At 37.4% G+C, this 21,412-nt stretch carries 21 protein-coding genes, 1 riboswitch and 1 other annotated feature; of the genes, 5 read left to right on the top strand and 16 right to left on the bottom strand.

Features of this window, described 5'->3' with window-relative positions:
* Positions 1–477 precede the first annotated feature (477 nt).
* Both mtnN and ACIQXF_RS22130 read right to left on the bottom strand, forming a co-directional pair.
* Positions 478–1,170, bottom strand: a complete 693-nt coding sequence (mtnN, locus tag ACIQXF_RS22135; RefSeq protein WP_402787768.1) for a 5'-methylthioadenosine/S-adenosylhomocysteine nucleosidase — start codon at positions 1,168–1,170, stop codon at positions 478–480.
* A gap of 154 nt (positions 1,171–1,324) precedes the next feature.
* On the bottom strand, positions 1,325–1,966 hold the full coding sequence (locus ACIQXF_RS22130) for a YrrS family protein (RefSeq protein ID WP_402787765.1): 642 nt from the start codon (positions 1,964–1,966) through the stop codon (positions 1,325–1,327).
* A 209-nt stretch (positions 1,967–2,175) separates the two neighbouring features.
* Between ACIQXF_RS22130 and ACIQXF_RS22125 the strand changes: the two genes are divergently transcribed.
* Positions 2,176–2,331 (top strand): hypothetical protein, encoded by a 156-nt coding sequence (locus ACIQXF_RS22125; RefSeq protein ID WP_402787762.1) that lies wholly within the window; start codon positions 2,176–2,178, stop codon positions 2,329–2,331.
* 60 nt (positions 2,332–2,391) lie between these two features.
* On the opposite strand, the gene greA is transcribed toward ACIQXF_RS22125, so the two are convergent.
* The 13 genes from greA to hpaB all read right to left on the bottom strand — a co-directional run bounded on the left by greA (position 2,392) and on the right by hpaB (position 16,081).
* On the bottom strand, positions 2,392–2,880 hold the full coding sequence (greA, locus tag ACIQXF_RS22120; protein WP_402787759.1) for a transcription elongation factor GreA: 489 nt from the start codon (positions 2,878–2,880) through the stop codon (positions 2,392–2,394).
* Positions 2,881–3,068: 188 nt separating this feature from the next.
* Positions 3,069–3,707 carry a uridine kinase gene (gene udk / locus ACIQXF_RS22115; RefSeq protein ID WP_402787756.1) on the bottom strand — a complete coding sequence of 213 codons (639 nt, stop codon included), beginning with the start codon at positions 3,705–3,707 and terminating at the stop codon, positions 3,069–3,071.
* On the bottom strand, positions 3,707–4,987 hold the full coding sequence (locus ACIQXF_RS22110) for a peptidase U32 family protein (protein ID WP_402787753.1): 1,281 nt from the start codon (positions 4,985–4,987) through the stop codon (positions 3,707–3,709). The genes udk and ACIQXF_RS22110 overlap by 1 nt, the downstream gene beginning before the upstream one ends.
* A gap of 14 nt (positions 4,988–5,001) precedes the next feature.
* Positions 5,002–5,934 carry a peptidase U32 family protein gene (locus ACIQXF_RS22105; RefSeq protein ID WP_402787771.1) on the bottom strand — a complete coding sequence of 311 codons (933 nt, stop codon included), beginning with the start codon at positions 5,932–5,934 and terminating at the stop codon, positions 5,002–5,004.
* Positions 5,935–5,939: 5 nt separating this feature from the next.
* Complete coding sequence (locus ACIQXF_RS22100) at positions 5,940–6,572, bottom strand: O-methyltransferase (RefSeq protein WP_402787750.1); 633 nt, start codon at positions 6,570–6,572, stop codon at positions 5,940–5,942.
* A 427-nt stretch (positions 6,573–6,999) separates the two neighbouring features.
* Complete coding sequence (gene mltG, locus ACIQXF_RS22095) at positions 7,000–8,127, bottom strand: endolytic transglycosylase MltG (RefSeq protein ID WP_402787747.1); 1,128 nt, start codon at positions 8,125–8,127, stop codon at positions 7,000–7,002.
* Between the two features lie 224 nt (positions 8,128–8,351).
* Positions 8,352–8,879 (bottom strand): DUF1292 domain-containing protein, encoded by a 528-nt coding sequence (locus ACIQXF_RS22090; RefSeq protein ID WP_402787744.1) that lies wholly within the window; start codon positions 8,877–8,879, stop codon positions 8,352–8,354.
* 131 nt (positions 8,880–9,010) lie between these two features.
* On the bottom strand, positions 9,011–9,319 hold the full coding sequence (locus ACIQXF_RS22085; protein ID WP_004226842.1) for a DUF1292 domain-containing protein: 309 nt from the start codon (positions 9,317–9,319) through the stop codon (positions 9,011–9,013).
* Positions 9,320–9,338: 19 nt separating this feature from the next.
* Positions 9,339–9,755 (bottom strand): Holliday junction resolvase RuvX, encoded by a 417-nt coding sequence (ruvX, locus tag ACIQXF_RS22080; protein ID WP_402787740.1) that lies wholly within the window; start codon positions 9,753–9,755, stop codon positions 9,339–9,341.
* 2 nt (positions 9,756–9,757) lie between these two features.
* Entirely contained in the window at positions 9,758–10,024 is a 267-nt protein-coding gene (locus tag ACIQXF_RS22075; RefSeq protein WP_024363117.1) for an IreB family regulatory phosphoprotein, read from the bottom strand.
* Positions 10,025–10,112: 88 nt separating this feature from the next.
* Positions 10,113–12,773: an alanine--tRNA ligase gene (gene alaS / locus ACIQXF_RS22070; protein ID WP_402787737.1), complete on the bottom strand. Its 2,661-nt coding sequence runs from the start codon at positions 12,771–12,773 to the stop codon at positions 10,113–10,115.
* 76 nt (positions 12,774–12,849) lie between these two features.
* Positions 12,850–13,063, bottom strand: a binding site (T-box leader).
* 69 nt (positions 13,064–13,132) lie between these two features.
* On the bottom strand, positions 13,133–14,098 hold the full coding sequence (locus ACIQXF_RS22065; protein ID WP_402787734.1) for a magnesium transporter CorA family protein: 966 nt from the start codon (positions 14,096–14,098) through the stop codon (positions 13,133–13,135).
* A gap of 293 nt (positions 14,099–14,391) precedes the next feature.
* Positions 14,392–14,561: riboswitch (M-box (ykoK) riboswitch) on the bottom strand.
* Between the two features lie 83 nt (positions 14,562–14,644).
* The gene (hpaB, locus tag ACIQXF_RS22060) at positions 14,645–16,081 is read right to left on the bottom strand and encodes a 4-hydroxyphenylacetate 3-monooxygenase, oxygenase component (protein WP_402787731.1); all 1,437 of its coding nucleotides are present in this window, start codon (positions 16,079–16,081) and stop codon (positions 14,645–14,647) included.
* Between the two features lie 343 nt (positions 16,082–16,424).
* Here hpaB and ACIQXF_RS22055 point away from each other — a divergent pair, with 343 nt between their 5' ends.
* Positions 16,425–16,625: a hypothetical protein gene (locus ACIQXF_RS22055; protein ID WP_402787728.1), complete on the top strand. Its 201-nt coding sequence runs from the start codon at positions 16,425–16,427 to the stop codon at positions 16,623–16,625.
* A gap of 140 nt (positions 16,626–16,765) precedes the next feature.
* Here the strand turns inward: ACIQXF_RS22055 and recD2 are convergent, their stop codons facing one another.
* A complete protein-coding gene (gene recD2 / locus ACIQXF_RS22050) occupies positions 16,766–19,192 on the bottom strand; it encodes an SF1B family DNA helicase RecD2 (RefSeq protein ID WP_402787725.1) in 2,427 nt (808 codons plus the stop codon).
* Between the two features lie 189 nt (positions 19,193–19,381).
* Between recD2 and hisA the strand changes: the two genes are divergently transcribed.
* The 3 genes from hisA (at position 19,382) to ACIQXF_RS22035 (ending at position 21,338) form a co-directional block, all read left to right on the top strand.
* Complete coding sequence (gene hisA, locus ACIQXF_RS22045; RefSeq protein ID WP_402787722.1) at positions 19,382–20,149, top strand: phosphoribosylformimino-5-aminoimidazole carboxamide ribotide isomerase; 768 nt, start codon at positions 19,382–19,384, stop codon at positions 20,147–20,149.
* Entirely contained in the window at positions 20,146–20,433 is a 288-nt protein-coding gene (locus ACIQXF_RS22040) for a hypothetical protein (RefSeq protein ID WP_402787719.1), read from the top strand. Before hisA ends, ACIQXF_RS22040 begins: the two co-directional genes overlap by 4 nt.
* 149 nt (positions 20,434–20,582) lie before the next feature.
* On the top strand, positions 20,583–21,338 hold the full coding sequence (locus ACIQXF_RS22035) for a GTP pyrophosphokinase (RefSeq protein ID WP_402787716.1): 756 nt from the start codon (positions 20,583–20,585) through the stop codon (positions 21,336–21,338).
* The last annotated feature ends 74 nt before the right edge of the window (positions 21,339–21,412 follow it).

Below are 21,412 nucleotides of genomic sequence, written 5' to 3'. Positions count from 1 at the left end.
GTTCTGCTCCATCTAGTTGTTATGTTCATTATAAATAAAAGTACCCTGTAAGAGAGACTTTTTTTAAGTGTCTATCTTATAGGGTACATTTTAATCATTATATGTCGCAAGGGGATTTTCTCAATGTAATTGTGCAGATTCTGAGAGTTCTGCTGAAATAAGTGCACCTAGTAACGTCGTGATAATGACTACACCTGCTGTTAATAATAGCATCATGAATGCCTCCCATCCAAATATGAAGAGATTTAATTAACAACATTCTAGCATTAGTGAGACTTTTAAACTGTGATTTTTCTCACATTACAAGCCACTCATTTTGACTATTTTGTGTAGTTTATCGCGCATTATCTGCCCGTAATGGCCCGATTGAGGCCAACACGATGTTGGTCACACAAGCGTTTCCGCAGGATGCGAAGTACTTAGCTTGGTTCCTCTACAATAATCAGTGAGGTGAAGCCCCACTGATTAAGTTTCACTTTATAACGATTCAATAGCTTTTAATACTATTTGTGTCGAATGCTTTGCTGCTACTGGTAAAAACTCATCGAAGCTAATATTAGATTCTTTTCCAGCAATATCTGATAAAGCACGAATGACAACGAATGGCGTACCAAATTGATAGCAGACTTGCGCTACAGCTGCTGCTTCCATCTCTACTGCCTTCATTTGTGGAAAATGGCCACGGACAGCTTCTACACGAACGGGATCATTCATAAAAGCATCCCCTGAGCAAATTAAACCAATACCATATTGGTGCTCTCCAACCGCCTTTACAGCCTCTTCAGCCACTTTCATTAGCTTTTCATCAGATTGGTAAGCTGCTGGCATACCAGCCATTTGACCAATTTCATAGCCGAAAATCGTTACATCTACATCATGATGACGGACTTCATCTGAAATAACAACAGCACCTACCTCAAGATTTTCATCATAGCCTCCTGCAGAGCCCGTATTAATGACTACATCTGGCTTGAATTCATGTAATAGAATGGTAGTTGACATCGCAGCGTTCACTTTACCAATACCACTTTTTAATAAAACTACTTCTTTACCTTCATATATTCCAGTTGTATATTCACTGCCTGCGATTGTTGTGCTTTCTGCATGATCTAATGATGCTCGTAGTAGTTCTACTTCTTCTTCCATTGCTCCAATAACTGCAATTTTCATGTCTCTTGTTTCTTCCCTTCTTAATTCACTCTTCTAATCAATTATACCTCAGCATAATTGTGTCAGGAATCAGCTTTGTGCTTAGGCCTTAATTTCAGCGGGTGTTTGGACACCCGCTGAAATAAGTTAAAAATAATCTAAAGAGTTATTTTCGTCAATAGGCGCCATTTAATGTATTAAGTTGCTCAACTTTCACTGGCAGCCAGCCTTCATTGTCAACCCATTCCATGCTGACGCGATACATTTTAGTCTTATCATTCGTTGAAACCGTTGCGATAGCTGAATTAGCGCCACCGTTATTTTGGATACGCCAAACGATCATATTGTCCTGTTCAATGCCTGTAGCGGCTGTTACTGTTGCTATTTTTTCAGCCCAGTCTACAGATGTATCATCGTAAGAAGATACATGCTGACCTGTTTGTGTTGTAGGTGTTGGTTTCCAATTATTATTCGTAATGACCTTGTCAACAATTGGGTTGTCTGATGTAATTTCACTTGCAATGTTCTGTTCAGGAGATTGAGTTTCTTCTATTGGCTCTTCCATTGCAGGCGCTGTATCACCATTCTTATCCTCTTTAGAAGGCTCTTCCTTCGCATCCTCTTTATCGTTCTTCTGCTCTTGTACCGGTTCATCCTTCCCAGCTTTCTCTGCACCATCCTGCCATTTAAACACATAAGTTGCTGCTATAATAATTAGTACCACAACAATACCAATTAACACATTTAAAAGTTTATCTAGCTTTTTATTACGAGATGGCTGCAAATGACGATTGCTTCGAGTTTGTCGTTCACTCATGAAGTCTCCCCCTCTCTAGCCATTATTCTATCAAGTTCAACAGCTCTTGCAAAATAATTGTACTCAAGCATATAATCATAGACAAAATCATGCTTTCTTGTCATAGATGTTATTAAAGATCAATTTCGCCTTGGCGTAATTGCGTCCGGATTTTGAATTGTGCACGCACAATTCATTCCTTTGAAAATCCGTGACATCCGCCGGAGGCTTTGGGCCAACATGAAGTTGGTCACTCAGTCGTTGCCACAGGACGTGGCGTTCTTAGACTGAGGTCCTCTATTGCAGTAGGTGTTTGGACACCAACTGAAAAAGTAATAAAAATCGCATTCATCTCACCATCTGCAGATGTGGGAGTTTCTTGCTGAATGAAGATAAAAGCAGCTAGCTCTCTTTTCATAAGATAAGCTAACTGCTTGTACAAAAAATTATTTAATTGAAATAATTTTAACTTTCATTTCACCACCAGGTGTTTGTACCACAACCTCTTCACCTTCAGCACGACCTAGTAAGCCTTTTGCAATTGGTGATTCATTGGAAATTCGGAACTCCATTGGATCTGCCTCAGCTGAACCGACAATTGTATACGATTCTTTATCTGCGGATGGTTTTCCATTGATAATTTCTACAAATGTAACCGTTTTCCCTAGTGAAACCACACTATTATCTGTTTCGTCCTCTGAAATAATAACTGCATTACGAATCATTGATTTTAATGTAGAAATTCTACCTTCCAGAAAGGCTTGCTCTTCTTTTGCTGAATCATACTCAGCATTTTCAGAAAGATCCCCGAAATCACGAGCGATTTTAATGCGTTCTACGATTTCCTTACGTGTTTCCGTTTCTAATTTCACTAATTCTTCTTCTAATTTTCGTTTACCTTCAGCTGTCATTGGGTACTGTTTTTCGTTTGCCAAAGTTCTTCACTCCTTGTTATCGTCAATATAAAAACATAAAACTCGATTAAATGCCTAGTTGGATGCACTTAATCGAATTTTATTATTTTTTAAACGGTTTCAAATTACTCTTTGACCTAATAGTATGCATGCCTTTCTGAAATATGTACAGATATGCATGTAAATATTGTCAATACCACTCTATCTTATTACAATACGTTGTCAGTTTCAAGGATAGTTTTAATCTTAGTTACCATTAAATCAATCGCAACCTCATTATCCCCGCCTTCAGGAATAATAATATCAGCATAACGTTTCGTCGGTTCGATAAATAAATTATGCATCGGACGAACTGCCGTCAAATATTGATCGATGACAGAATCTGTTGTACGCCCACGCTCTTTTATATCGCGCATGATACGACGAATAATACGTAAATCTGAGTCAGTATCTACAAATAATTTAATATCCATTAAATCACGTAAATCTGCATCTTCTAACACTAAAATACCTTCTAGTATAATAACATCTACAGGTTCAACATGAATAACTTCATTTGCCCTTGTATGTTGTACATAATCATACACAGGTTTTTCAATTGATTGACGGACCAATAATTTTCTTATGTGTTCAATTAACAAATCATTATCAAACGCTAACGGATGATCATAGTTTGTACCTAGACGCTCCTCAAATGTTAAATGACTTTGATCTTTATAGTAAAAATCTTGTTCAATTACTACCACTGAATGATCTCGGAAAACATCATAAATAGCATGTGTCACACTCGTTTTACCAGAGCATGAGCCACCAGCGATTCCGATGACGACTGGACGCTTTGCTACCATTAGTTATTCTCCTTTCGCATCATGTTATGCGGTTTTAACGGTGTTTCACATTTAAACTTAACAATTTGTAGTGGATGACGTGCAGCATCAAGGCTATTTCCATCCTCATCCCAAATTTCACCCATTGTTATACGGAAATTTTCAATTTCTGGGCCAAAGAATTCTACCTCATCGCCAGGTTTAAAATAGTTACGCTGTTGCATTGTCACAATTTTTGTTTCTGGGTCATGGTCTAATATTAGTCCAGCAAACTCATAAGATGTTTTACGACCATGTACACCAAACATTTGCTCCTCGAAGCCTGGTGCATCGTGGAAGAAGGCTTCAGCAGTATCACGGTTGGCACATTTGTCTAGCTCTTCTAACCACTCACGTTTAATTTTGAAGTTATCAGGATCCGCACAATAGGCATCAATTACTTTACGATACACAGAAACAACTGTCGCAACGTAGTGAATCGATTTCATACGACCTTCGACTTTTAATGAATCAATTCCAAGCTCGATCATATGAGGAATTGCTTCAATTAGCTTTAAGTCTTTCGGACTCATTGCAAAAGGTGCGTGATTATCATCGAAAAGCGCTTTTTCTTCCCCATCTTCTAATTCGTATAAATCATAGTCCCAACGACAAGATTGACAGCAACCACCACGGTTAGAGTCGCGAGCAGTCATGTGATTGGAAAGTACACAGCGACCAGAATAAGCGATACACATTGCTCCATGAACAAATGCCTCAATTTCAATATCGACTTTTTCCTTCATAAGCTTCATTTCTTCGCCGCCTACCTCACGTGCTAATACTACACGATGTAAGCCCTCTTCCTTCCAATACTGTACTGCCTTCCAGTTTGATAAAGATTGCTGTGTAGAAAGGTGAATTTCAAGCTTTGGCGCAGCTGTGCGACAAGTTTCGATAATGAGAGGGTCCGCTACAATAATGCCTGTAACACCCGCAGATTCAATATCCTTTAAATATTGCTCTAGGCCGTCCATATTTTCATTATGGGCAAAAATATTTGTCGTAACATAAATTTTCGCACCATATCTATTAGCAAATTCAACACCCTCACGCATATCTTCAATAGAAAAGTTATCTGCGTTTGAACGTAGACCGAACTCTCGTCCACCAATAAATACAGCATCTGCTCCGTAATGAACTGCTACTTTTAATTTTTCTAAACTACCTGCAGGGGCAAGTAGCTCTGGTTTTTTTGTAATGACACGTTTACCGTCGACAATCTCACGGATTTTGTCATTTTGTTCTAATGCTAATGCCATGTTCTTGCCACCTCCTAGTAAACTGTTTCCTTGAAGATAAAGCCAGTATCAAGCGGTCTAATGGCCGGTTGAATATCTTCAATTTTTGCTAATAAATCATCTTTAATATCTTCATATGCGTCTTCTGAATCGTCAAAATATGTGTCGATTGCTTGACGATAAGCTTCAGTTACTGCGACTACATATTCTGGTGATTGAAGAACACCCTCAATTTTCAACGCGTCAATGCCACCCTCGAATAATTCGGAAAGCTCATCAATCACGCACATATCGTTTGGACTGAAGATATGCGTACCATTAACATCCTCATAAATTGGATATTTATTATTGCGTTCATCATCGTGAAGGAACATATTGCTATTTTCCTTACGATTCTCAATTTCCATTACTTTATCCTGATATAAGAAGTAATGGCCTAGAAGTGGACGTTTAGATTGGAACATACATGTCATGCCATGTACTTGAACCTCTATCTCTACTTCCGTGTTTTCTTTAATTTCTAATATTTCATCTAATGAAAGCTCACGAGCGAGAACCGCTCGAGTCGCCCCGCGTTGTCCCCAATAATTTGCCGTAAACCAGTTTGTTGCAGTAGTTTCTGGATTCCAGTGTAATGGTATTGTTACACCTTGCTCACGACGAATGATTAATACGGCCGGATCACCATAAATTAAACGGTCGACACCAATACGCTGCATTTCTTTTAAATATTCGGCAAGTGCATCCAATTTTTCGTTATGAAATAGTGCATTCACCGCAACATATACTTTTTTACCCGCTGCATGAATCAGCTTTGTAGCTTCTTCCACTTCACTAACAGAAAATTCTCCTGCTAAACGAAGGCCAAATTGTTGTTCACCAATGACAAAAGCATCTGCTCCAGCTTGTAAAAGTGCTTTTACATGGTCCACTGATTGCGGTGTTACAAGCAATTCAGGTTTTTTCATCATAGTCACCTCTTCAAACATAATAATAAACCGTCTCCGACTGGTAAAAAAGCACTTGTATAATCAGGGTGCTGCATAATCCATTCGGTGAAGTTTTTTAAATTACGAATCATTGTACGCTTACGGCGCGGTACATCCTTTAAGTTCAAATCAGATAAGCCATGCATATACATATTATCGATATACAGAACTCCTCCAGATTTTACAAGAGGGGCATACTTTTCAAAAAAGCGTTGATATTGTCCCTTTGCAGCATCGATAAATACCGCATCGAATGTTGTATGGATTGCCTGATCGTTAACCTCTAAAGCGTCTCCCTCAATGACCGTAATACGATCTGATACTGTAGAACGTGTAATATAATCCTTCGCTTTTGCAACACGCTCTGAATCACGTTCAATCGTAACAATATTCACATTTGGCAAAGCCTCTGCCATTCTTATTGCCGAATAACCGATGGCCGTGCCAATTTCTAAAATTTTTGACGGATTTTGAATACGTAGCAGTTGATTCAGTGCATCGATGCCTGCAAGCTGCATAATCGGTACATGATTCGCCTCCGCAAATGCTTCCATTTCTAAAAGCAATTCATTACGTGGTTGAATAAATGATTGTATATATGCATCTGATAATTCCATTGTTAAATTCACCCTCATATCAATTATGCCTCGGCATAATTGCGTCCGGAATCGGCTTTGTGCTAGCACAAAGTCGATTCTGTGACATCCGCCAGAGGCTTTAACTTCTTCCAGCAGATGTTGGGAAATCTACAGAAAGAAGTTAAAAGGAACGAGAAATGTCCCGTTATCTGTACTTCATCATTTAACACCAAAAAGAAAAAGACCAAACGTGATGTCTTGGTACTTCGCCATACAAAAATGAGCAATTGTTTTTTTATGCTCAAAACAATTGCCACCACGCGTATATTTTATCCCGCATGAACGGACTGATCTGATGCGGATTAATTAAAAATCACAATTTATAATAGCACGAAAATAGAAGGAAAGCTATTTTTCTTTCCTTCTATCCATATTATTGCTATTAATTTTTTCTATTTAAAAACCATTATTCAGCCTTGCGTAAATATTTTTCCACTTTCTGCAAATGCTCATCGTATGTTTTCGAGAAGTGGTTAATGCCCTCTTTATCCGCTAAGAAATAGAGGTAATCTGTTTTACTAGGGTTTAACACTGCTTCAATTGAAGATTTCCCGGCACCCGCAATAGGACCTGGTGTTAAGCCTTTGTTTTTGTAAGTATTATAGGCATTATCTACTTCTAAATCTTCATATAATACACGATCTTTATGAGAGCCAAGTGCATATAACACAGTTGGGTCTGTTTGTAATGGCATTCCTTGGTCTATACGGTTATAGAATACACTCGCGATTGTTTCTCGATCTGTTTGCGCAGTGGCTTCTTCTTCCAGTAATGAAGCAAATGTTAATAATTGATGTACTGACATTTGTTTTTCAGCTAAAACATCGCTGTAATTCTTCACAACCTTGTCCATTGCCCCGATCATTTCTTTTACAATCGATTCCAATGACGGCTTTTCCTCAAAGTAAGAATAAGTAGCTGGGAATAAATAGCCCTCTAAATCATAGCGAATATTATCGGCTAGAACCGCATCTGTTACAAGCTCAGGATAGTTAGCTATCATTTGCTGAACAAATGAATCGCTTGTTACTAAGTCCATAAATTCTTTTTGTGTATACGGTGTTTTCTTTTCTATGATATTACCAATTTGTTCAAGCGTTAAACCTTCAGGAATTGTCATCGTAAAGACTGGCTTACGGTAGACCTTACCGGTTTTTAAGCTTTCTATTAGCTCATCAAATGTCATTGCCTGTGTTAAATCATAATTCCCTGCTTGGAACTGAGATTCATTTTTAAACTTAGCATAGTATTTAAAAACACGTGCATCTTTAATAACGCCTTTTTTCTCTAGTAAAGTCGAAATAGAGCTTAAACTTGAGCCAATTGGTACTTCAACTGTAATTGTTTTAGTCGCATCTGGATCTAGTGGTTTTAGGGCACTTTTCACGTAATTGTAGCCGAGTAAACCGACAATTCCAAGTATTAGAACAAAAACAATTGCAACAATAGCAACGATTTTTCTCACAATTTTTACCTCAGATTTTCTTTCTTGCATTTTTGAAAGCATTTCTTGTTTTTTTGAACCGTTATCCACGGGTTTCCCCCCTATCACTATCCATTATCATACTAGAAATCAACTTTCACGACAAACAGAAATCGACAATTCAGTAGAAATGGCACACGCAAAAAAATCCGCTAACGATTGTCGTTAGCAGATTTTTGTTTTTATCAAATAAGTACCCTTGTTCTAAAGTTGAAAAAATCACAAAAAATCTTATGAAATCAAACTAAAGAACTATCAAAAATAATAATTACCCCTTACAAATCATTTAATACATCTTCAACAAATGCCCACTCTTCCTCTGATTCGATTGGGAGAAGTTCTTCAATTGTTCCATCATTTCCAGATACGTATTGAGCAGCAAAAATATCTCGTTCCTCGATAGGCTCGTCCGTTGCAGCAACATATAGTACATAGGATTTACCAAATTGTTCTGATGAAAATGTATGAATAACCTCACATATCTGATCTGTTCCATTCTCATCTGTTACGGTAATTAACTGTGGCCCTTCTTCAAATTCTTCGAGAAGTGTTAAGACTACCTCATTGATCATTTCCCATTCTGCCTCTGTTTCAACAGGCTGTAAATTTGTCATTTCCTCAGTATTATCATCGTAATCGTATGTCATAGCAGAAATGTCTCCTGGCATTTCCTGCCCATCTTCATCAATTAACGAAAACAAAACATATGATTTTTCCTCTGCATCAAAGGTAAAAACAACTCGGCATTTTTGCTCCTTGCCATTCTCCCCAATGATAAAAAATTCTTGTGTTTCTTCGTTCATACAATTCCCTCCATCGGAATACTAGTTATAAAATCTTATATTGCGATCTAATACTTAATTCTTTTTAAAGTAAAAAAAAGAACAAGGACTGCAATGCCATCCTTGTTCCACACTTTTTAAGATTACGATGATTAGTCCTCGTTTTCATCCTCTAAAGCGTTTAATACGTCTTCCACCATATCCCACTCTGCTTCTGTTTCGATTGGTGTTAACTCTCCATCTTCACCGTTTTCAGAAGGTACAAATGAAGAAACGAAGATTTCTACAGAACCATCCTCATCTTCTTCAGCGCCTACCATAGAGTAAAATACGTATGATTTGCCAAATTCAGGCGATTCATGTACGTGAATCACTTCACAAAGTTGTTCATTTCCGTTCTCGTCAATCACTGTAATGTGTTGTACATGTAATTCTTCTTCATGGTTGTGCTCGTGTGCCATGTGTTCGTCACCTCATTAATTAATTTTTGCTATCCAAATAACCTTGTAAGATCATCACAGCAGCCATTTTATCAATGACCTGCTTACGTTTTTTGCGACTCACGTCCGCTTCGATTAGCATACGCTCTGCAGCCATCGTCGTTAAACGTTCATCCCAAAGCTTGACCGGTAGTGAAAAAGTTTCTTCCAAAAGCTTTTTATAGTTTTCAGAAGCCTCTCCACGTGGTCCCACCGTATTATTCATGTTTTTCGGGAACCCTACAACAAATTCTGTTATAGCATATTCCTTCACAAGCTCGGCTATACGGTCAATTCCGAACTCGCCGTTTGCTTCATCAATTTTTACGGTTTCAATACCTTGAGCCGTCCACCCTAATGCATCACTAATCGCAACGCCTACGGTTTTTGACCCAACGTCTAACCCCATAATTCTCATTTCTAGCCCTCGTTATTCTTTTTAATATAAAATTTAACAAGCTCTTCTAGAATTTCGTCACGCTCTAGCTTGCGAATTAAATTACGAGCATCCTGATGGCGAGGAATATACGCCGGATCACCAGAAAGTAAATAACCGACAATCTGATTGATAGGATTATATCCCTTTTCCTCTAATGAAGAATGTACTTTCAACATTACCTGCTTGACTTCCTGTTCCATTGATTCTTCTGGAAAATTAAATTTCATAGTTTGATCAAATGAACTCATGACCAGCACCTCGCTTTCAGAAATAAGGAGATGTGCAAAAAAAGCTCATCTCCAACTTCCCTTTATTATAACCGATTTGATGTATTAATTAAATGGATTTAACATAATCATACACAGAAAGTAGTGCTTCATCAAGTTTTGATGCATCTTTTGCACCTGCCATCGCCATATCAGGACGACCGCCACCTTTACCACCACATGCTTCGGCTACCATTTTTACGATATTTCCTGCGTGATAGTTGCCGCCAACTAAATCTTTGGTTACCCCAGCGCAAAGCATCACTTTGTCGCCATCAACAGCACCTAAAACAATAACGGTTTTAGGCATTTTAGCCTTTAAGTCATCCATCATTTGGCGAAGTTGATTATTGTCCTTCGCTTCAACTTTAGTAGAAAGAACTGTTACATCGCCAAATGTCTGAGCTGCATCTACAATAGCACCAGCTTGAGCATTCGCGATTTTTTGTGATAATGCCTCATTTTCACGTTGTAATTCTTTATAATCAGCTTGTAACGCATGTACTTTTGTTACAATATCCTTTGGGTTTGCTTTTAATAAAGCTGCTGCATCGTTTAATAATGCTTCCTCTTCTTTTACAGCCTCATAAGCAACTTTACCTGTAACAGCCTCAATACGACGAGTACCTGCTCCTATACCACCTTCTGAAACAATTTTGAAGAAGCCAATTTCTGAAGAACGTTTTACGTGAATACCACCACAAAGCTCAATCGAGTAGTCACCAATTGAAACAACGCGAACAACATCGCCATATTTCTCACCGAATAGTGCCATCGCTCCCATTGCTTTCGCTTCATCGATACCTTTTTCTTCGATAACGACTTCTATATCATCCCACACTTTTTCATTTACGATACGCTCGATTTGCTGTAATTCCTCTTTTGTTACTTGACCGAAGTGAGAAAAGTCGAAGCGCAAACGATCTGGCCCTACATATGAACCAGCTTGGTTAACATGGTCACCCAACACATCTTTTAAGGCACGTTGCATAATATGTGTTGCTGTATGGTTCTTAATAATTAAATTACGTTCATCACGGTTAACTACTGCTTTCACTGCATCTTCAACATGCATTTCACCAGATTCTACCAGTACTGTATGGAGCGGTTGACCATTTGGTGCTTTTTGTACATCTTTTACAATGGCAGTAAAGCTATCATTAGAGATGACACCGCTATCCGCAATTTGACCACCCATTTCAGCATAGAATGGTGTTTTAGCTAAAATAACTAGTGCTTCTTGACCTTCAGATGCTACTTTTGTTACTTGACCATTAACAATCATCGCCGCAATTTCTGTTTCTACAGATAATGTATCATAGCCTACAAATTCACTTGCAACCGTTAAGTTTGCTAGCACTTCATTTTGTACTTGCATAGAATCCACGTCTTGACGAGCTGCACGCGCACGCTCACGTTGTTCTTCCATGGCTACCTCGAAGCCTTCATGGTCTACCTTCATGCCTACTTCTTCCGCATACTCTTCTGTTAATTCGATTGGGAAACCGTAAGTATCATATAAACGGAATGCATCTGCACCTGGAATATAATCATGACCAGCTGCTTTTTGAACTTCTACTACATCGTTAAAAATAGTAAGACCACCATCTAATGTTTCATGGAAGCGAAGTTCTTCATTTTTAATAACACGTTGTATAAATTCACATTTTTCCGTTACCTCTGGGTAGAAATCACTCATAATTCCACCGACAGTTGGTACTAATTCAAACATAAATGGTTTTTCTATACCAATTTGTTTTGCGTAACGTACAGCACGACGTAGTAAACGACGTAATACATAACCGCGACCTTCATTTGAAGGAAGTGCACCATCGCCGATTGCAAATGCTACCGTACGAATATGGTCTGCAATAACTTTAAACGGTGTATTAATATCTTCTTCTGAACCAAAGATTTCACTTAACGCTACTTCTCCTGGACGTTTATACTTACGATTTGCACGTTCCTCAATTTTTTCAATAATAGGCATAAATAAATCAGTATCAAAGTTAGTCGGAACATTTTGGACAACTGATACAATACGTTCTAACCCCATACCCGTATCAATATTTTGCTTTGGAAGTGGAGTATATGTGCCATCCGGATTATGGTTGAATTGAGAGAACACTAAGTTCCAAATTTCAAGATAGCGCTCATTTTCACCACCTGGATACATTTCTGGATCATTTTCATCTGAACCATATTCTTCTCCACGGTCATAAAAAATTTCTGAGTTTGGACCAGATGGACCTTCACCTATATCCCAGAAGTTCCCCTCTAATCGGATTAGACGTTCTTCTGGAATACCAATTTCATTATACCAAACATCATACGCCTCCTGATCTTCAGGATGTATAGTGATAGATAAAAGTTCTGGATCAAAGCCCATCCATTTTTTATCCGTTAGGAATTCCCAAGCATAATGAATAGCTTCTTTTTTGAAGTAATCCCCAATAGAGAAGTTACCTAGCATTTCAAAGAATGTGTGGTGACGAGCTGTTTTACCTACATTTTCAATATCATTTGTGCGAATCGATTTTTGTGCATTTGTAATGCGTGGATTCTCTGGAATGATACGACCATCGAAATATGGTTTAAGTGTTGCAACACCTGAGTTAATCCAAAGCAATGATGGGTCATTAATTGGCACAAGCGGTGCTGATGGTTCATGATGATGACCTTTTTCTTTAAAGAATTCTAAGTACATGCGGCGAATTTCTGCTGCTTTCATATAAAAAATTCCTCCTAATATGTTTTGTAAATCACGATATGAATCCACAAATCAACATAAAAAAGCCCTCATCCCAAAAAGGGACGAGGACTTGTAATTTGTCTCGCGGTACCACCCCAGTTGTAAGTAAAAATTTACTTACCTCTTTAGCACTTGTAACGTAAGTGAACGGCAGGGATTAGCTGCACTCTGGAGTAGCTTTCGGCATTTGCTTTGTGAGGATTTTTTCAGCCAAGAAATCCCTTTCTTCTACACGTACAAATACGTACTTGTTCCATCATCGTTTTTACTATTTTCTAACGAGCATTATAAAAAAAATATGTTCTTCTGTCAATTGATACTAATATTGCTAGTCATAGCTAAGCAATCATTTTTCTGAAGTAAGCCCACATGCCCCAAGTAAATACTACTAAAAATACACTAATGATAATTGTTGCTATTGGAGAATCCTGATATGGCAAAGGAACATTCATTCCGAAGAAGCTTGTAATAACTGTTAATGGCAACATAATAGTTGAAATTACCGTTAATAAATTAAGCTTTTCTATCGATTTACCACTTATAATAGAAAAATAAGTATCTAAAGTACTATTTACTAAATCTCTATAAGTTTCCGTCGATTCTACAATCCGTTCAAGGTGGTCATTTAAATCTTTATAAAACGGAATATTTTCTTCCCGAATTTCAAATTTCCATTGACTATTACTATTCGAAAAAATTCTTTTTTGCGGCATAATGGCTTGTCGAATTAAAATAATAGTTCGCTTGAGTGCAAGGAACTCTTCCGTAACTCTTTTCGGCTCATAATCATATATTTCTTCTTCAAGCTCATCAATTCGTGTTCTAATCCGCTCTAACACTGGGAAATATTCATCAGTAATACCGTCGATAATTGTATGCAATAGAAAATCAGTGCCTTTATCTAAATAATTTGTACTGTTTAAACAAATAGTTTCTATGTGACCTAGCCATTTAAGTTTATGTTTATGAACCGTTACCACATAATTATGACCCATAAAAATGTTTAATTCTTCTATTGTTATTTCATTGCTACTTTTTTCATTATAAATTGGTGCATGGAAGACGAAAAATTTATATTCGCCGTAATTATCCATTTTAGGACGAGACCCTTCATTTAAACAATCCTCAACTGCTAATGGATGAAAGCCAAAAATATCTGCTATATCATTTAATTCATTGTAGCTATATGCATATAAATCAACCCATAACAAATCTTCAGCATGAAGGCTATGATTAAATTCTTTAATATTGAAATCATGTATTACTGCGCTGCTTCCTTTTTTAAAATAATGGATTTTAATCATTTTTTTCACCTCATGTTTTATTATTTAAGGAAAACAAACAGGTGTAATGAGAGTTATATTTTTTCAAGCCTAAATTCTATAAAAGCATATCTCATCCATACCTATTGTTGTTTCGGCGATAAGAAATCGACGATCCTTAATTGTTTATTCATTCCCAACTTTTTCCTACTCGGCTCAGGGGTACTATCCATTTCTCATCACCTTCCTTAAATAACAAAAACACGCCTTCGACGAATGAAGGCGTGCTGAATACACATAGTAAAAACAGCACAGTAAAAAATATTACTCTGCTTTCTGTCCTTCAAACGTTGAGTTTTAGCACTATGCGGCATAGGAATATATTACTCCAGCTACGTTAAAAAACACCTTATTTCGATGATTTCTGTTGACCCATTGGCGTCTCTCGACATTTTTGGGTAGTAGCGTGTCTCCAGCATAGGAGCCTCACCTAACGAAGGGATTGCTATTTTATTAATTCTTGTAAATCATAATGCAAAGGGAAGCAACTGTCAAACTCTAATTTTTTATACAGTCGCTTCCTTAGAACTAATTATCGTTTTTTAAAAAGCTTTCTACTCTATTCATTAATTCTTCCCTATAATACGCTTGGTATAAGCCTGTAGCTAAACGAATTGGGTCACCAAAGAAGAAGCGTTCGTATAGTGTTTGTCTCGTACCAAAGCTACTCATCGTTAAATCCCAAGCTAAGCGGAATTTTTTGACACGCTCCTCCCCTCCATCTTGAAACGACTGTAAATAGTGCTCTAAGTCACCATTATCTGCTACAAATGCTTTTTCACTTGGAATGGACATTAATCCGCTAGCTCCAAGTAATTGGATAATTTCTGTGAAGGTCGGATATACTTTAGGGAAAATCTGAATAGCAACTTGTAATGTTGTTTGATCTGGTCTTAAAAAGCCAAACGTATCTCTTTTTGCTTCTATTTCCGATTTTAATAGTAAAGCCTTCATCGTTTCTAACGCCACGATGATATCAACAACCTTTTGCTGCACATGCTGATATTCACCGATTGCTATCGTATTTACAATTGTTTGTGCAACACCTAAGACAAATTCCGTTTTAGCAATTTGGCGTGAAAGAACTTGATGTAAACCATATGCTTGAAAACCGCTTACGTTCATAAAGTTATTGGCAACTTCCACGTTTTCATAATAAAAGACACGTTCCCACGGTACGACAACATTTTCAAAAACAACGATTGCATCCATTTCCTCGAAACGACTACTTAATGGATGATCAAAAGCCGATTCACCGCCAACAAAGGATTGCCTACAATAAAACTTTAACCCTTTGGTATTACTTGGTATCGAAAAACTAAAGCCTTTTCCCTCATCAACGCCATTTGTTGATATTACAAGGAGTTCATCCGTAATTCCTCCTTGTGTTGCAAGCAATCTTGCACCATTAATTACTAAACCCTCACTTGTTTTTGCTACAATTTTAGCGGCAATCGTAACTTCTTCATCCTCAAAATAAAATCGTTGACGATTTACTTGTGGCTCGATAAATGTATGCGTCATTGTCAAATCATTCTCACGTGCATACTCATAAAAATTCAGTAAATGCTCAGGAAAACAGTTTGGCTTATCTTTTAAGAAATCTGCCGCTGATGCTAATGCCATTAATGTCGTATTCATGTAATCTGGACTTCTTCCCATAAAGCCATTAGTAGATAATGCCCATTCTCGTGCGGCTTCACGTCTTTTCACAAGATCTTCGACTGTTGTCGCTTGAAGAAAGGACATACCTACACGCTTATTACTAGTAGGTGATAGATAAGTCAACTTCTCAAGCAATGCAGCTTCATTTTGTAAATCAAAAAGTTTTGATTGACTCCGCATAACTCCTTTAAAAGCTGGATGCTCCGAAATTTTCCCTGTGACAACTTTCCCATCAATTGAAGTATACGTTTGTAACGCGTCAATACGATCAATATATTGCTGTCCTGTTATTACCGGCATGTAGTCACCCCTAAATATTACAAATGTTTATGCTCATTTAGTATATGAAATTCCCCAATTTTAGGTTCCGTATTCGGTGGCTGTACTATATCAAACTGACAAATTAAGCAAACTGTAATACTTTATGAATACAGCTAATAATCCATACATATTGTATGATTTTTCAGTTATATTAGATAAAAACGGTTTCAATGAGCACTTTTTTTACATGTTCATTTTTGTGTCACATTCATAAAAAAGTCTACCTCAACTAGTACAGAGTCACTGGATTTATACTACCTGCAGGTGTAAGATAGCCTCGTAACCAAAACAATACATCTTTTTATTAAAGGAGCATATATATATGAATCATCAAATCATCTCTTACGTTGCGGAAATGGAAGCAGCTTTAATGAGTAAAATGGAGGACCATAATGAAAAAAATCTTCTATTTTCTATTGCTTCAGATATGATCACTAAAGACAAAGAACAATTTAATAATGTTTGCCAAGCATATGAAGTGGTTAAACATCACATCGTTAGCAATTTGTCTACTGCCCTGTAATAATCACATTCCCCCTATAATGTGACATTTTTAGGAAAAGAAAAAGGCAGCAAAGAAAAGTGGATTTGGGAAAATGAAAATTTCCCAAATCCACTTTTTATTTGAGCTTCATTGATAGCCCCTAAAATGTTTGATCCTCTTTATTCATCTAAAAAATCATATGGTGAAACACCTTCCATTCCGATCATCGGATGAATATATGGCTCCGTTTCTGCTGATAGCTTGAGATCAATTCGTTTTTCCTGTAAAACTTTTTCTGCTGGAACTGTTTCTACCTCAACTACTTCATTTGTGATATCCAGAGGATTGAGTCTTGCACGTAATGACGTAAAACGTTGTAGATCATCTGTACGCTGTAAGCCATCTGCTAGCACTTCAGGCTCACCACATAAAATTAGGAAATTTTTCGCACGAGTTATACCTGTATATAGCAAATTGCGACGCAGCATTTTAGAATAGCCGCGTACCACTGGCATAATAACTGTTTGAAACTCAGAGCCTTGCGATTTATGGATGGAACAACAGTAGGCAAGCGTCAATTGATTGAGGTCACTGCGTTGATATGTTACTTCAATACCATCGAATGATACAACAAGCAAATCCTGTTTCTCTATCGTTTCCTTTGCCTTGATAATACTGATGACCTCACCCATATCACCATTAAAAACATTGCTTTCTGGTTGATTGACAAGCTGTAGTACTTTATCTTTAATACGGTAGGTTACGTCACCAAAAACAAGTTCTTTTCTTGTGCCAGTATCGTTTGGATTAATAAGTTCTTGAATCATTTTATTTAAATTGTCTATTCCTGCTGGACCTTTATACATCGGTGCCAACACTTGAATATTGCGAATTTCTTGACCTTTCGCAACAGCACTTTTCACAACCTGTGTAACTACACTTGCTACCTGATCTGAGGAAGCTTTAATAAATGAACGGTCAGATGTTTTTGAAGTTAAATCATTTGGGATTGTACCACGTTTAATTTGATGAGCAAGTTCAATAATTGTTGAACCCTCTGCCTGTCGGTATACCTCCGTTAATTCCACAGTAGGAATTTGTTTCGAAGCAAGTAAATCCTTTAATACCTGTCCTGGCCCAACCGGTGGAAGCTGATCCTGATCGCCAACAAATACCACCTGTACATCCTCATGTAAGGCTTTTAATAATTGATGCGCGAGCCAAGTATCCACCATTGACATTTCATCCACGATGATGAGCTTTCCAGTAACCTCACGTTCAGTTTCTTCTTCCTTTTCTTGCCCAGTGAAACCTAGTAATCGATGAATCGTCATTGCAGGAAGTTCTGTTGATTCTGATAACCTCTTTGCAGCCCGTCCTGTAGGGGCACATAAAATAATTGGAAAGGGCTCTTCTTTTTGTGCGTATTCCTTTGGATTTAATGATAATCCGTGTAGTTTTGCGTATACTTCCACTACACCTCTGACAACAGTAGTTTTACCTGTACCGGGACCCCCAGTTAAAATCATAACCGCTGAATTTAATGCTTGTTCGATGGCATTCGCTTGTGTTTCTGCATAAGTGACATTGAGCAATTCTTCGGTTTCACCAATAGCTTTTCGTATCTCGTCCTTACTAAAGTGTTCAGCCTTTTTGTTACGTTCGATTAACGCTACTATTTTCGACGCGATTCCAACCTCTGAGAAATAGAGTGATGGCAAATACATTCTTGTCTCTTCCCCACATATTTTACTTTCCTCACGCATTTCAATACACGCCTTAGAAATCACTTCAAAAGGAATTTCTTGTCGTTGGCTTTGTTCAAGCATATCCTTTACAAGCGGTAAAACATGTTCAGCATCTAAGAACACATGCCCGTCCGATAAAGCTGCTGTATTGAGAATATGTAAAATTGCAGCCTTAATACGGTCGGGGTGATTGCCAGTAATCCCTAATTTCTCACCTAGTTCGTCCGCGCGAAAGAAACCGACGCCCTCTATATCTTCAATTAGACGATAGGGATTTTCAGTTAATAATTCAATCGCTTCAGTTCGATATGTCTGGTAAATTTTCATACCAAGCTGCGGCCCAAAACCCCACTCATTTAGCTGAATCATAACACGTTCTAAGCCCAGATTTTGTTCTATCGTACGATGAATTACTTCTTTTTTTTCAGTAGATAGCCGTGGGACAACATCAAGCACATTTGGGTCTTCTAAAATAAGACGTAGGGCATTAGCCCCTAGTTTTTCTACAATTGTTTCAGCAGTTTTTTTTCCGATACCAACAAATAAATCACTCGATAAGTAGTGAATAATTCCTTGCTCCGTTGCTGGTACCTCTTTTGTAAACGTCTCAACTTGAAATTGCACACCATATTTTGGATGTTGTTTCAATAAACCCGTAAAACGATATTGTTCATCCATTTGTAACGGTGGAAAATAACCAACAACTATTATTTCCTTATCTTCATACTGTAAGTTGGTCTCTTGAATTTTCACACGAACGATCGAATACATATTTTGTGCATTATGAAAGATAGAGACGATTGGACGTCCGAGTATAAAAAATTTATTTAGTTCAAATAAATCAAGATTCTCTGCCATTTCGGTTCGTCCTTTCGTGTTCATTTCAATCTTTTTATTTTACCATAGCATAACAGGAAAAATCGTTTAAAAAGAGAATTCACGAAATTCTTTTAACATTATTTTGACAATTGACATTTCACGGTTATTATCAATCTTTCCATGCTATGATATAGAAGAATTTGATTGCACGGAAGGATAGTGAAGCTATTGGAATTTAGACCTTGCATCGATTTACACGATGGCAAAGTAAAGCAAATTATTGGTAGTACTTTGGGGCAAACAGATCAAGAAGTCATTGAAAACTTTATTTCTAATCATGACTCTAGTTACTATGCTGAAATGTTTGCAAAGGATCAATTAACAGGTGGTCACGTCATTATGCTTGGCGAAGGCAATGAAGAAGCCGCCTTAGCAGCACTAGCAGCGTATCCTCAAGGTTTACAAGTCGGTGGCGGCATCACCATGGAAAATGCAAAAAAGTATATTGATGCAGGTGCTTCGCATGTGATTGTTACATCTTTTATATTTCATGATGGTAAGCTTGATTTAGAGCGTCTCAAGCAATTAGTACGTATTATCGGTAAGCAGCATCTTGTCATCGATTTAAGCTGCCGTATGCGCGATGGAAAATGGTTTGTTGTTACTGATAAATGGACAAGATTTAGTGACTTTGAAGTAAATGCCGAATCTATTGCCTATATTGAAAATTTCTGTGATGAACTGCTTATTCATGCGGTGGATGTAGAAGGAAAAAAAGGTGGTATGCAGGAAAGCTTAGTGTGTGATTTAGCCGCTTGGACAACTATTCCAACAACATATGCAGGTGGAGTTCGTTCAATAGACGACTTAGAAAGATTTAAAAAAATAGCGAATGGTAACCTTCACGTCACGATTGGTAGTGCCCTTTCAATTTTCGGTGGAGATTTGGCATATTCAGACGTGGTGAATTATTGCAAAAAGGGCGGGGTATTGTGAGGTTAATATACAAAGATTATATTTTTCTTTTTCAGGAAACAAATTTAGAACGCATTATAGATGGTAAATATTTCAAAGTTAATACAAAAGACAATGCACTTTCGTTACATGTACAACTGGATAACGAACAAATGTTGCTTGAATTTTCAAAATCGTTAAAGGCTACTTGCGGTTTCCTACGTGACCAAGAAACAGAGCCATATATAGGAACCTATATTGATTTACAAGTATTCGTTGATGAATTTAATAAACGATACAACTTAAATGCTGAAATTATCGTATAAAACTAAGGGGGCTACACCACCCCTTTTTATTTTTGTTTTTTTATAGAAAGCTAAAAAATTTCAGAGTACTAATTTCTAATTTATCGGGATCTTTGTTAAGCTAAAAGAGGAATGGGTGATACATTATTGTAGAAAGGATTTAATGTAATATGAACAACGAACTCGAAGCAACCACTTTTAAAACACTTCAGACAGAATTAACACGTTTCTTTATAGGCTATAAATTCGCCCTGCAAGAAATTGAAACGAAAATAAATATATTACAAGAAGAATTTAAGCTAATTCATGAATATAATCCAATAGAACATGTATCAACTCGGGTAAAATCACCAAAGAGTATATTGTTGAAGATCCAGAAGAAGGACATCGAGCCTTCTATCGAAGCGATTCGCGAAAACATTCGTGATATTGCAGGTGTACGAATCACTTGCTCCTTTGTAGAGGACATTTATAAAGTAAGCGCGATGCTACAGGCACAAAATGATATTGAAATTGTAGAAGTAAAAGATTATATTGCCTATCCTAAGGAAAATGGCTATCAAAGCTTGCATCTCATTATAAAAATCCCTATTTTCATGTCTGATCGTATGGAAATGGTATATACAGAAATCCAAATCCGTACAATCGCAATGGACTTTTGGGCTAGCCTTGAACATAAAATCTATTACAAATACAACAAAGAAGTACCCGAACATATTCGTTATGAATTGAAGGAAGCTGCCATTCAAGCTGCTGAACTAGATCGAAAAATGGAACAACTAAATAAAGAAATCAATATTTTAAAAGCAAACGAAGCGGAGTCGTCATTTTTAGAGGCTACTCCTATTGCACATTTGGCACAATATTTACTTCAGTTACCATTTGATTATCCTTCTGATGAGCAAGAATCGAGTAGGAGGGGGTGACTAACCCCCGACCTCTCTCACCACCGTACGTACGGATCCGTATACGGCGGTTCAATTAAGATGAATAACGCAAG

This window comes from Lysinibacillus sp. NPDC097231 (assembly GCF_044761885.1).
GTDB lineage: Bacteria > Bacillota > Bacilli > Bacillales_A > Planococcaceae > Lysinibacillus.
Note: the sequence above shows the minus strand (reverse complement) of the source record. Positions and strands in the feature narration are given on the sequence as shown.

Coding starts and splice junctions, on each gene's coding strand:
- alaS (WP_402787737.1), bottom strand. CDS start 12,773: ATGAAAGCAGCAGAAATTCGCCGCATGTACTTAGAATTCTTTAAAGAA.
- udk (WP_402787756.1), bottom strand. CDS start 3,707: ATGGTAGCAAAGCGTCCAGTCGTCATCGGAATCGCTGGTGGCTCATGC.
- ruvX (WP_402787740.1), bottom strand. CDS start 9,755: ATGAGAATTATGGGGTTAGACGTTGGGTCAAAAACCGTAGGCGTTGCG.
- ACIQXF_RS22085 (WP_004226842.1), bottom strand. CDS start 9,319: ATGGCACACGAGCACAACCATGAAGAAGAATTACATGTACAACACATT.
- ACIQXF_RS22130 (WP_402787765.1), bottom strand. CDS start 1,966: ATGAGTGAACGACAAACTCGAAGCAATCGTCATTTGCAGCCATCTCGT.
- ACIQXF_RS22035 (WP_402787716.1), top strand. CDS start 20,583: ATGAACAACGAACTCGAAGCAACCACTTTTAAAACACTTCAGACAGAA.
- hpaB (WP_402787731.1), bottom strand. CDS start 16,081: ATGCCGGTAATAACAGGACAGCAATATATTGATCGTATTGACGCGTTA.
- ACIQXF_RS22075 (WP_024363117.1), bottom strand. CDS start 10,024: ATGAGTTCATTTGATCAAACTATGAAATTTAATTTTCCAGAAGAATCA.
- recD2 (WP_402787725.1), bottom strand. CDS start 19,192: ATGGCAGAGAATCTTGATTTATTTGAACTAAATAAATTTTTTATACTC.
- ACIQXF_RS22065 (WP_402787734.1), bottom strand. CDS start 14,098: ATGATTAAAATCCATTATTTTAAAAAAGGAAGCAGCGCAGTAATACAT.
- ACIQXF_RS22055 (WP_402787728.1), top strand. CDS start 16,425: ATGAATCATCAAATCATCTCTTACGTTGCGGAAATGGAAGCAGCTTTA.
- ACIQXF_RS22110 (WP_402787753.1), bottom strand. CDS start 4,987: ATGGCATTAGCATTAGAACAAAATGACAAAATCCGTGAGATTGTCGAC.
- ACIQXF_RS22105 (WP_402787771.1), bottom strand. CDS start 5,934: ATGAAAAAACCTGAATTGCTTGTAACACCGCAATCAGTGGACCATGTA.
- ACIQXF_RS22100 (WP_402787750.1), bottom strand. CDS start 6,572: ATGGAATTATCAGATGCATATATACAATCATTTATTCAACCACGTAAT.
- ACIQXF_RS22090 (WP_402787744.1), bottom strand. CDS start 8,879: ATGAACGAAGAAACACAAGAATTTTTTATCATTGGGGAGAATGGCAAG.
- mtnN (WP_402787768.1), bottom strand. CDS start 1,170: ATGAAAATTGCAGTTATTGGAGCAATGGAAGAAGAAGTAGAACTACTA.